Genomic DNA, 10,782 nt, shown 5'->3' on the forward strand with positions numbered 1-10,782 from the left:
TGGCACGCCGGGTACCGGTGCGGACCGAGGGCGGTGGGACGGAAGGGCCGCACGTACCCTGGCCGGGTGGAACCACCGCTGATCCGAGACTGGCCGGGGCCGCTCGACGTGGGGGTCTCGCGGCATCCCCAGGGCGACGTCGAGGTGGGCACCATTTTCCGCAGCCCCGGCCTGCGGCTGGACGGCACGATCTTCGCCTTCCTGGGGTTCGACGGCGAACTGATCGTGAAGCTCCCCAACGCCCGGGGGCAGGAACTGATCGCGGCAGGCGAAGCCGCCCCGGTCACCATGGGAACTCGCACCATGAAGGAGTGGTTCGAACTGCCGTCCGCCGACGCGCCTGACCAGGCCTACCAGGCCTGGCTGCCGCTGGTGCGCGAAGCGCTCGCATTCGTGCGCGGGAGCGGGGGGGCCGGTCAGCGCACCGTGACGGTCATGTCCGCCCCGCATTCCGGGTGAGCCTCCCGCCATCGGCCTCGACACGGGAGACCAAGACTCAGGCCCCAGGCCGAGGTGGCACCGACTCCAGCACCTCCCGCGTGGAGCGCAGCTGCACCTGGGGCGGGAACAGCCCCATCACCTGCAGTGCCGCCTGCCCGTTCTCGGCCGTGGAGTGGGCGACGGCGTCGGTCACCACGGTCACGTGCGCGCCGGCGTCCGCCGCGGCGAGCACGGTGGTGATCACGCAGCAGTCGGTCGAGACCCCCGTGACCAGCAGCTGCGGGGCGCGGCCTACGAGCGACGCGAGCTTCGGCCCCCATTTGCCGAAGGTGGGCTCGTCAACGGTGGGGTGCGCGGAGAGCGCCTGGGCATCCTCCACCAGCTCGTACAGCGGGTCCTCGGCGGGAACGTCGGCGAAAGGCCAGGCCGCGAAGTAGGCGCCCCAGGCGGTGTCGCGATCGGCGGTGGGCAGCCAGCGGGTCACCAGGGTGCGCTCGGAACCGACGTGGGCGGCCAGGGCGCGGATGTTCCCCATCGCCGAGGGGAAGAACGGGGAGGCCCACTCCGAGGCCGGGTCGGCGAAGATCCGCTGCGGGTCCACGACCAGCAACCAGGGGGCAGTCTCAGGAGTGGGGGTACCAGGCGCGACGGTGTTCATACGAGGCACTGTAGGCGCAATGAGGATCGATCACGGCGACATGAGTCGGTCTCGCCGGCCCGGCGGAGGGGTGGCGCCGTCAGGAAGCTCCACGCAATATCCCAAGTCGCGGAGGGTCTCGGCAGCTTCTTCAGGAGCATCGCGGACCGCCGCGCGCGTCTGCACCAGACGCCACCGCTTCCTTCCCTCAGCGAGTTTCGTACGCGCAAGGCCATCATGATCGACTCCGAACTCGTCGATCAGCATCTCAAGGACATCCTCCAGTGCAGGTCGGAAACGGTGACCCCCGAGTGGGAAGTGAATCTCCTGGAGGGATGGGACCTGATCACCGGCGGCCCTGCGCTCGCTCCGGGCCGTGCTCACCCCGGCTTTGGTCATCGTGTAGGTGAAGGCATCCCGATGCGCATGGACATGGAGGTGTGCGGCCGGGACGGTCCGCGCTCCACGCTCGTACTCGTATCTGAATATTGGTTGCCGGTCTGATGTGCCGGCAAACGCACTGATGCTCGAGCTGTCCACGGTGAGGAACCTGCCCGCGTCACTCCAGCGGCACTGGTAAAGGACCTTGAGAGTGATAAGCACGCTCTCGCTGACCATCAACGGAATGCCGATGTTCGGCGACTGCTGGACAACCACACGATTGCCGACCGAGGTAGCAGAGAATGGCCTGCACTGAGGGGACACTGCGCGCACAGTCGCAGTCAACTCGTCAGCGAACTCCTGCGCGTCGAACTGAAGTCGTGAGGTTTCATCCCTCACCGAGCAGGTACTCGAGAGTGCGGATCTCGTCGTAGAGCGCTGCGTCGGCTGCATCCAGCTCGTATCGGTAGCCGCGCGCCTTGAATGAATCCACGTCATCGATCATCATCGTCAAACTCGCAAGGCGTCGACGTGCTTCTGCCTGGTCGAGAATCTGTACCGTTGATGAAGTCATGGCAAGTCCTCCCTCGTCATTGATCGTACGCGTCCATCGGACTCCGACACTAGGAGGGCCGTCTGACAGATGAGTCCCCTCTCTGGGTGAGTCGCCTCGCTGGGCGCTCCACATGACTCTCACACCGCCGGCGTATGGAACCCGCCGTTGGAGAACAGCAGCTGGCCGCGGATCCAGCCGCCCTGCTCGGACAGCAGGAAGCGCACCAGATCAGCGACGGTCTCCGGCCCGCCCAGTTGCCCGCCCGGAGTGGCCGCGGCACCGGCGGCGCGGATCTCCTCGGTCATCCAGCCGGTGTCGATCGGTCCGGGGTTGATCACGTTGGTGCGGATGCCGCGATCGGCCAGCTCCGCGGTGCCGGCCAGCACCAGGCGGTCCAGCGCCCCCTTGGTGGCGCCGTAGGGGAGGTTGTGCACCGTGTGGTCGCTGGTCAGGGCGATCGCCGCCCCGCCGGGGGTGTCGGTGCCGGGCTCCACCTGCTCGGCGAAGGCCTTCAGCAGCAACCAGGTGGCGCGCACGTTGACCGCGTAGTGCCGGTCGAAGCTCTCCACCGTGGTGTCCAGGATCGAGGAGTCCACCGACTCGCAGTGGCACATCACCAGCGCACCGAGAGGGCCGATCGCCTCCCGGGCCGCCTCCACCAGAGCGGCGGGCACCTCCGGGTCGGAGAGGTCCCCGGGCAACAGCTCCACCCGGGCCCCGGCCTCCCGCAGCTCCTGGGCGAGCAGCTCCACGTCGGAGTGTTCGCGGTTGACCCGCTGGTCGTACTGCGCGGACCAGGACAGGGCCAGATCGAAGCCGTCGGCCGCAAGCCCGCGCGCGATCGCGGATCCGATGTTCCGCCGACGGCCGGCGCCAGTGATCAGAGCGGTGCCGGGGAGTGGAGACCTGGAGTGCATGGGCCGACGCTATCCGGGATGCTGGTGCAGCTGGATCGTCGACGGCTGGAACATCTCCACCTTCCCGCAGCCGGAGCAGGAAAGCATGGTGACCTGGGGACTGAACGCGTCGAGGTCGAAGAACGTCGCCGTGCCGCTGCTCATCACCACGTTCCGCGGCCAGAACCAGACACCGCGGCAGTGTGTGCAGGTCACCTGACGCTCGGCCGCGGTCACCGTGACGGGCTTGTGGGCCATCGTCTCCTCTTCCCCGGCACCGTTGCCCGGCCCCGCGCTCCACTGGAATCGTCCCTTGACCCTATGGCCGGGCCCGCCACCCCCGCTGGAGGGATGTGGATGGACGCCGACGAGGACCGCGAACAACGACCACGCGGATCTCGCCGGGCCCGGCGCCTCAGTCCGCGCTCAGCACGGCCTCGCCCCGCGCCACCGCGCCCTGCTCCTGACGGCGGATCTTCCCGCGGCGCGCCACCAGGGTGACCAGGAAGCTCAGCACCAGGGCCAGCAGCACGCCCAGATTGGCGTAGGCCCACTTGCCGTCCCAGAAGGAGCCGGCAGGGTCCTCCACGAAGGTGCCCAGGCCCAGCGGCTCCAGCAGGTAGCCCTGCCAGTTGTTCCACGGGGCGTCCTCGGCGAAGGAGTTCACCACCAGGCCCCAGCCCAGGATCGAGGTGACCGCCATGGTGATCAGGGAGGTCCAGTCGAAGGCGCCGTAGCGGCCGTTCGCATCGAACAGGGCGGCCTCGTCGTAGTCGGCGCGGCGGGTGAGCACGTCGGCGATGAGGATGCCGGCCCAGGATGCGATCGGGACACCGAGGGTGATCAGGAAGCTCTGGAAGGGCCCGATGAAGCTGGAGGCGAAGAACGCCACCCAGATGGTGCCGATCGTGAGGATCACGCCATCGATCGCGGCGGCCGCGGGGCGGGGGATGTCGATCCCGAGGCTCAGCAGGGTCAGGCCCGAGGAGTAGATGCCCAGCACCGCCCCGGAGACCAGGGTCAGCACCGCCACGATCCAGAACGGGATCAGCGCCCAGATCGGCAGGATCGAGATCAGCGCACCGATCGGGTCATTGGCGATCGCCTCGCTGAGGGCCGGATCGGACCCGGCCAGCAGCAGGCCGAAGATCACCAGTACCATCGGGGCCGCAGCGCCGCCGATGGTGTTCCAGGCGACGATCTTCCCGTCGGAGGTGGAGCGCTTCTGGTAGCGCGACCAGTCGGCCGCGATGTTGATCCAGCCCAGCCCGAAACCGGTCATCACCATCACCAGTGCGCCGATCATCGCCTGCGGCGGACCCGACGGGGCGGCCACCACCGCAGCCATGTCGATGTGGGGGATGGTGAGGATCATGAACATGATGGTCATCGCGCCGGTGGCCCAGGTCAGCACCGACTGCAGCTTCATGATCGTGTGGTAGCCCAGCACCGAGGCGGTCACGATCAGCAGCGCGATGAGGATCGCGGCGATCACCGTGACCACCCCGCCGGAGGCCAGACCCAGGGTGCGCAGCACGGTCGCGGTGGCGAGCACCGCCGTGATCGCGAGGCTGGTCTCCCAGCCGATCGAGGTGAGCCAGGAGACGACGCCTGGCACCTTCTGGCCGTGCACACCGAACGCCGCGCGGGAGAGCACCATCGTGGGCGCGCTGCCGCGCTTGCCGGCGATCGCCACCAGCCCGCACAGGGCGAAGCTGATGGGGATGCCGATCAGCGCCACGATCGTGGCCTGCCAGAAGGAGATGCCGAAGCCCAGCAGGTAGGAGCCGTAGCTCATGCCGAACACGGACACGTTGGCGGCGAACCACGGCCAGAACAGGTCCCGCGGCTTCGCGGTGCGCTCGGATTCGCCGATGATCTCGATGCCTGCGGTCTCGATCAGCCCGCCGCCGGCGGTGGCGGTGGTGGCCACGGGGGCGCCGGGCGGGATTGCGCCGCTCCGCGGCCCGTCGGGGCCGGTGCCGGGATAGCGGGGTGCTTCACCGAGGCGGTCTGAGGAGTGGGGAGTGGACGACACAGTCGCCTCCGGGGGTGAGGAGAGGAAGTGGATGCGTGGGCATATCCTCGCAGACCGGCGACCCAGCCGACGGGGCACGCCGCGAGCTGCGTCGGGGAGCCACCCTCGCCCGGGGCGCCCCTTCCCGGCACTCCCGGAAGGAACTGTGTGCCCCGCACCTGAGACGGGGCGTGAGACGGGGCGGCGCGGCCGGTGCGCCAGCTCAGATGTCGAGCCCGGCCGACCCCAGCAGGGAGCCGATCACGAAGGTGATCCCCAGAGCCAGCGCGCCGCCGATCACCACGCGCAGGGAGGCGCGCACCGGGTTCGCATCGCCCACCTTCGCGGCGATCCAGCCCGTCAGCGCCAGCGCTATCAGCGTCGCGATGAACGTCACCGGGATCCGCAGATCCGGTGGGGGCAGCAGGATCGCCGCCATCGGCAGGAGCGCGCCCAGGAAGAACGCCAGGAAGGAGGCGATCGCTGCGTGCCACGGGCTCACGATGTCGTCCGGATCGATGTCACCGGCGATGGTGAGGCGTGCGGCCAGTGGATCGCGCCGGTGCAGCTCCGAGGCCACCTGCTCGGCGGTCTCCTGCGTGAGGCCCAGCTCTTGCCAGTGCTCGGCGAGCTCCTGGCGCGCCGCCTCCGGGTCAGTGGCCAGCTCTCTCTCGGCCGTGGCGATCTTGCCCCTCTCGGAGTCGGACTGACTGGAGACCGAGACGTACTCACCCAGCGCCATCGAGACGGCTCCGCCCACGACAGCGGCGGTGCCTGCCGCGAGGATCGGACCGGTCGCCGTGGTCACGCCCGCGACGCCGACGACGGTCGCCGCCACCGAGACGATGCCGTCGTTCGCGCCGAGAACCGCAGCCCGCAGCTGGTTCAGGCGCTGCTGGTACCCGGTCGTGCGCCGGGGCGCGCCCGACGAGTCGGCCGTGGCGAGGACGGGGGCGGGAGGGGTGTGCTCGGTGTTCATGGAACTGATGAAACTCCTGTTCAGAGCGCTGCGCAAGCAAGCTTCGCCTTACCTCACCCGCTGTGTGCGGAGCACTCGGCGGTGCTCGGATCGGCGCGAGCTGTACCTTCAGGCCGCCCACGCCAACGGCGGCACCCCCGACGCCGGTCGGCGCCTGCTGGCCTGGGCCCACCAGGTGGGCTTCACCGAGGTCACCCCGTCGGCCTCGACGCAGCTGTACGCCACCCCCGAGGGGCGGGGCTCGCCGCCGAGGGCGCACTCACCCCACGGTGATGCTGTCCACCATCGCGTCCACGTCGGCCGCGCGATCGGGGACGTCCGCCGGGGCGGACACCTTGAACACGGCCGGACCGCTGGGGGTCTCCACCACGATCGCCACGATCTCCACCGAGCCGTACTCGGTGATGGTGCCCGGCTCCTTCAGCTCCACCACGCCGCGCACCATCCACGCCTCGTGGCCATCCACCTCGGTGGCCTGGGAGACGTACTCGGTCATCAGCGGCTCCTCCCCGTACACCGCGATGCCCTCCGGCCGGGTCAGATGGCACTGCACGTAGGCCATCGCCGCCCGCTCCGGGCCGGGATAGCCGCCCTGCTCCTGGGACCACTCCACCTGGCCCACCTGGGCGAGGGCGTAGTAGCCCTCGTCCACCTGCCTGTCCGCCGAGGCCACGTCCGTGGCGTACGGCAGCGACTCGCTCCAGTCCACGCCGGTCTCCCCCCACCCCGCGGCGACCGTGAAGGACAGATCACCGCTGGTGCGTCGGTTGCCGGACTGGGGCTCGGACTCCTCCTGGGGGCGGAACTCGCACTCCTTGGTGGGGGCCGTGATCGTGGTGACCTCCTCGGAGTCGGGCTCGGACTCCTCCCCCTCGGGCACGTACTCGCCGCCGGCCGGCTCGCGCCGCTCCGGCTCGGAGACCGCGGGCCGGGCCGCCTCGGGCGGCTCGTCGGAGGGACGGAAAAGGGTCGTCGCCAGCACGATCAGGGCGATCACCAGCAGCACCGCGACCGCCCCCGCCGCCATGCCGGCCCGGGTCAGGGGCAGGCGCGGCCGGCCGGCCGAGCGGTGGTCCCCATCGAGGTCGTCGACCTCGCCGTGCCGCCCGCTGCCACGGCCGCGCGGACGCTCCCCGCCGTGGAAGTCCGGCAGGTGAGGTCCCTGCTGGTTCCCCGACGGGTGTGTCATCGCGTCCTCCCCTGACCCAGCTCTGGTGCTCCGATCTGCCCGGATGGCATCACACTATCGGCAGCTCGGTGCTCAGCGCCGACGCAGCACCACGAACCCGCCCACCAGGGCGATCACCAAACTGACGGCGGCGGCCAGGCCGTAGGCGCCCTGCGCTCCGATCGCCGCGGCGAGCACGCCGCCCAGGGAGGCGCCGGCCGCCTGGCCCACCGTCACCGAGGACTGCATCGAGGTCATGGCCACGCCCGTCCCGCCCGGCGGGGTGCGCCGCTCGGTCAGGGAGAACGCCGTGACCATCGTCGGCCCGATGAACAGGCCCGCCAGCATCAGCGTGGCCCCGGTGGTGGTGAGCGTGCCCATCAGCGCCGTCAGTGCGACGAACGCGGCCATGCCCGCGCCGCCGATCAGCACCCGGGCGGCCAGGGTCACCGAGTCCGGCAGCAGCACCACCAGCAAGGCTGTGAACGCAGAGCTCAGGCCCATGAAGGCGTAGACGATGCCCGCAGAGCCGGCCGCACCCAGCATGTCGGCCCGCTCCGTGGTGCCGGCCTGCACGGACCCGAAGAAGGCGCCGATGCACACCATCACCACGATCGCCGGCAGCACCGCCAGCAGCACCCGATGGATCGACGGGGCCGGGGCCGCATCCGCCACCGAGGCGGGGGCGGGGTGCTCGGCGAACGGAGCCTCGGGCGGCACCGACCCGACGGCGGGGATCTCCCCGGTCACGGTGCGCGCGGGGACGCGGCGCGCGGCCGCGCGATCGGTGGGATCGGGCGCGCCATCGGCACTGCGGTCTGTGAGGCCGGCCCCGTCGCGCTCACGGCGCGGGGTGGTCACGGCGAAGGGGATGCCGGCCATCGCCACCAGGGCCGCGGCGATCGCCAGGGGCGCCGCGGAGAACGCGGTGGAGGCGGCGATGCCCACCAGGGCCGGGCCCAGCACGAAGCTCAGCTCGTCCACCGTGGACTCGTAGGACAGGGCCGTGCCCAGGTCCTTCGGGTCGCGGGCCAGCTCCACCCAGCGGGCACGGGTGAAGGATCCGACGGGGACGGCGGAGCCGCCGGTGAGCAGGCAGATCGCCCACAGCAGCGGACCGTCCCAGGAGGAGAGCGCCGCCACCAGCAGCAGGCTCAGGGCGAGCGCGTTGATCGGGGTGAGGATCGTCAGCACCAGGCGCTGACCGGAGCGATCGGCGGCACGGCCGATCAGGGGGCCGGCCACCGCGCTGGCAGCGGCGACCAGGCCCGAGGCCAGCCCGCCGGTGGCGATCGAGCCGGTGGAGACGGTGATCGCCGTCATCGTGCCCAGCGGGATCATCGCGTACGGGGCGCGGGCGGCCATCGCCAGCGCCATCCAGGGGCCGGAGGCGATCGAGGGCAGGGAGCGGTAGCGCGCGAGAGCGCCGGGTGCGGAGGAGACCATGGGAGTCAGGTCTTTCGGGACGTTCCTCCCGCCAGGGACCGGGCCGGGCCGAGGGCCGCTGGGAGCGGGGCAGGGCCGGGTGCGGTGCAAGCGGGTGCCCGCGTCCGCATCCGCGGCGGCGAGCCGGACCACTGTACCGAGCAGGGTCGGCGGCGCCCAAGGGGATCGGGCCTGGAGGAAGGCAGCATCACGCCGCGGGACCGGGCAGGGGAGCTGCCGCGGCACGGGTGATGTCGGGGCAGGATGGCGCCATGACCAAGGTGCCGGCGGCCGATGCGACCCTGCGGGTGCTGAGCCTGCTGTCCCGCCAGCGCAGCCCGCTGCCGGCCGCCCGGATCGCCTCCGAGCTGGACCTGCCCCGATCGACCACCTACGACCTGCTGACTGTGCTGGTGGAGCACGGGTACGTGCTGCACCTGCCGCAGGAGCGCAGGTACGCGATCGGGCCGGCGGCCTACGAGGTCGCCGCGGGGTACGCCCGCCATGCACCCCTGGCCCGGGTGGGGCGAGGCGTGGTCGAGCGCTTGGTGGACGCCACCGGGGAATCCGGGCACCTCGCGAGCCTCTCCGGAAGTGACGTTCTCTACATCGTCGAGGAGCGCGCCCGGGGACGGACGTCCCTGGTCAGTGACATCGGTGTACGACTTCCCGCTCACCTCACCGCCACCGGGCGGGCCATGCTGGCCCAGCTCCCCCCTGCGCAGCTGCGCACCCTGTACCCGGGACGCCAGGAGCTGCTGCGCCGCACCGACGCCCCTCCCCGGCCACTCCGCGGCAGCTGAGGGAGCTGCTGCAGCAGGTGCGCACCGACGGGGTGGCCTGGGAGTCGGGCGAGGTCACCGACGGATTCCGCTCCGTCGCCGCAGCCGTGCTGGACCAGGCCGGGTGGCCGCTCGCGGCCGTGGCCCTGACCTGGGAGAGCAGTCGGTCGGAGGAGGATCGGGGCTCCCTGCTGGCGGAGCGGGTGCGGGAGGCGGCCGACGAGATCGCGCGCGTGGTCTCAGGCAGGCGACCGGGCTGACCGTTTTTCGCAAGCCTTGATCGGTCCTCTCACCAGCGTGGATCGCGTGCGCACGCCAGCGCTCGCCAATTTCGCAACATGGCAGTGGCGTAATGGGGACAGGTGAGGCTAGCCTAAGTGCGCATCCCGGCCCGTCCGGGGCCCGTGATCTCCCTGCTTTCCATCTCAAGGAACACCGATGACCTCGATCTCCCGCCGTCGCCTCGGCGCCCTGTCCGTGGCCACCACCGTGGGCCTCGCCCTGACCGCCTGCGGCGGAACCACCGAATCCGGCCAGGGGGCCGCGGCCGGGGGTTCCGGCTCCGACGCTGGCGGCGCGGGCGAGGGCACCGTCGAGGTGGAGGACAACAACGGCACCCACACCGTCAAGGTGCCGCCGAAGTCGGTGGTCGCCACCGACAACCGCACCTTCGAGACCCTCGAGACCTGGGGCGTCACCCTCACCGCAGCGGCCCGCGCGCTGATGCCCGCGAGCAACAGCTACAAGGACGACGAGTCCATCGTCGACCTGGGCAACCACCGCGAGCCCAAGCTCGAGGCCGTCGTCGCCGCCGAGCCCACCCTGATCATCAACGGCCAGCGCTTCGCCGAGTTCCACGCCGACTTCGAGCGCCTGGCGCCCGACGCCGTGATTCTCGAGCTGGATCCGCGCGAGGACAAGCCCTTCGCCGAGGAGCTCAAGCGCCAGACCACCGTTCTGGGCACCATCTTCGGCAAGGAGAGCGAGGCCAAGCAGCTCGGTGCGGATCTCGACGCCGCCATGGAGCGCGTCAACGGCGCCTACAACGGTTCCGACACCGTCATGGCCGTGAACGTCTCCGGCGGTGAGATCGGTTACATCGCCCCCGGCAAGGGCCGCACCCTGGGCTGGGTCTTCGACGCCCTGGATCTGGTGCCCGCCCTCGAGGTCGAGGGCGCCAGCGACGACCACCAGGGAGATGACATCTCCGTGGAGGCCATCGCCGATGCGAATCCCACCTGGATCCTGGTGATGGATCGCGACGCCGCCGTGAACGCCGACGACCCCGCCTACGAGCCGGCCGCCGAGGTGCTCGAGGCCTCCGAGGCGCTCGCCGGCGTCACCGCCGTGACCGAGGGCAACATCGTGTACATGCCGACGGACACCTACACCAACGAGGGCATCCAGACCTACACCGAGTTCTTCGGCACCTTCGCCGATGCGCTCGAGAAGAAGGCCTGATCAGCCTGAGAACCACCCGCATCGACCATCGCGGCGGGG

General features: G+C 70.7%; 12 protein-coding genes. 5 read left to right on the forward strand and 7 right to left on the reverse strand.

What is annotated here, in order from left to right:
* Window positions 1–66: 66 nt before the first annotated feature.
* A complete protein-coding gene (locus tag M3B01_RS02815; protein ID WP_259789302.1) occupies window positions 67–459 on the forward strand; it encodes a TfoX/Sxy family protein in 393 nt (130 codons plus the stop codon).
* 37 nt (window positions 460–496) lie between these two features.
* On the opposite strand, the gene M3B01_RS02820 is transcribed toward M3B01_RS02815, so the two are convergent.
* Complete coding sequence (locus M3B01_RS02820; RefSeq protein WP_259789303.1) at window positions 497–1,099, reverse strand: cysteine hydrolase family protein; 603 nt, start codon at window positions 1,097–1,099, stop codon at window positions 497–499.
* Between the two features lie 216 nt (window positions 1,100–1,315).
* Here M3B01_RS02820 and M3B01_RS02825 point away from each other — a divergent pair, with 216 nt between their 5' ends.
* Window positions 1,316–1,582 (forward strand): hypothetical protein, encoded by a 267-nt coding sequence (locus M3B01_RS02825; RefSeq protein WP_259789304.1) that lies wholly within the window; start codon window positions 1,316–1,318, stop codon window positions 1,580–1,582.
* Window positions 1,583–2,152: 570 nt separating this feature from the next.
* On the opposite strand, the gene M3B01_RS02830 is transcribed toward M3B01_RS02825, so the two are convergent.
* The 6 genes from M3B01_RS02830 to M3B01_RS02860 form a co-directional block, all read right to left on the reverse strand.
* Complete coding sequence (locus M3B01_RS02830) at window positions 2,153–2,932, reverse strand: SDR family oxidoreductase (protein ID WP_259789305.1); 780 nt, start codon at window positions 2,930–2,932, stop codon at window positions 2,153–2,155.
* 9 nt (window positions 2,933–2,941) lie between these two features.
* Window positions 2,942–3,169 (reverse strand): hypothetical protein, encoded by a 228-nt coding sequence (locus tag M3B01_RS02835; protein WP_204411306.1) that lies wholly within the window; start codon window positions 3,167–3,169, stop codon window positions 2,942–2,944.
* A gap of 157 nt (window positions 3,170–3,326) precedes the next feature.
* Window positions 3,327–4,844, reverse strand: coding sequence for a cytosine permease (locus M3B01_RS02840; RefSeq protein ID WP_259789306.1), 1,518 nt, complete (start codon window positions 4,842–4,844; stop codon window positions 3,327–3,329).
* Window positions 4,845–5,151: 307 nt separating this feature from the next.
* A complete protein-coding gene (locus M3B01_RS02845) occupies window positions 5,152–5,907 on the reverse strand; it encodes a VIT family protein (RefSeq protein ID WP_259789307.1) in 756 nt (251 codons plus the stop codon).
* A 259-nt stretch (window positions 5,908–6,166) separates the two neighbouring features.
* A complete protein-coding gene (locus M3B01_RS02855) occupies window positions 6,167–7,096 on the reverse strand; it encodes a hypothetical protein (RefSeq protein WP_259789308.1) in 930 nt (309 codons plus the stop codon).
* A gap of 72 nt (window positions 7,097–7,168) precedes the next feature.
* A complete protein-coding gene (locus M3B01_RS02860; protein WP_259789309.1) occupies window positions 7,169–8,521 on the reverse strand; it encodes an MFS transporter in 1,353 nt (450 codons plus the stop codon).
* 251 nt (window positions 8,522–8,772) lie between these two features.
* On the opposite strand from M3B01_RS02860, the gene M3B01_RS02865 reads away from it, so the two are divergent.
* The 3 genes from M3B01_RS02865 to M3B01_RS02875 all read left to right on the forward strand — a co-directional run bounded on the left by M3B01_RS02865 (window position 8,773) and on the right by M3B01_RS02875 (window position 10,743).
* Window positions 8,773–9,303: an IclR family transcriptional regulator gene (locus tag M3B01_RS02865; RefSeq protein WP_259789310.1), complete on the forward strand. Its 531-nt coding sequence runs from the start codon at window positions 8,773–8,775 to the stop codon at window positions 9,301–9,303.
* A 17-nt stretch (window positions 9,304–9,320) separates the two neighbouring features.
* The gene (locus M3B01_RS02870; RefSeq protein WP_259789311.1) at window positions 9,321–9,542 is read left to right on the forward strand and encodes an IclR family transcriptional regulator C-terminal domain-containing protein; all 222 of its coding nucleotides are present in this window, start codon (window positions 9,321–9,323) and stop codon (window positions 9,540–9,542) included.
* Between the two features lie 178 nt (window positions 9,543–9,720).
* Window positions 9,721–10,743, forward strand: coding sequence for a siderophore ABC transporter substrate-binding protein (locus tag M3B01_RS02875; protein ID WP_259789312.1), 1,023 nt, complete (start codon window positions 9,721–9,723; stop codon window positions 10,741–10,743).
* The last annotated feature ends 39 nt before the right edge of the window (window positions 10,744–10,782 follow it).

This window comes from Brachybacterium sp. p3-SID957 (genome assembly GCF_025144775.1).
Classification (GTDB): domain Bacteria; phylum Actinomycetota; class Actinomycetes; order Actinomycetales; family Dermabacteraceae; genus Brachybacterium; species Brachybacterium epidermidis.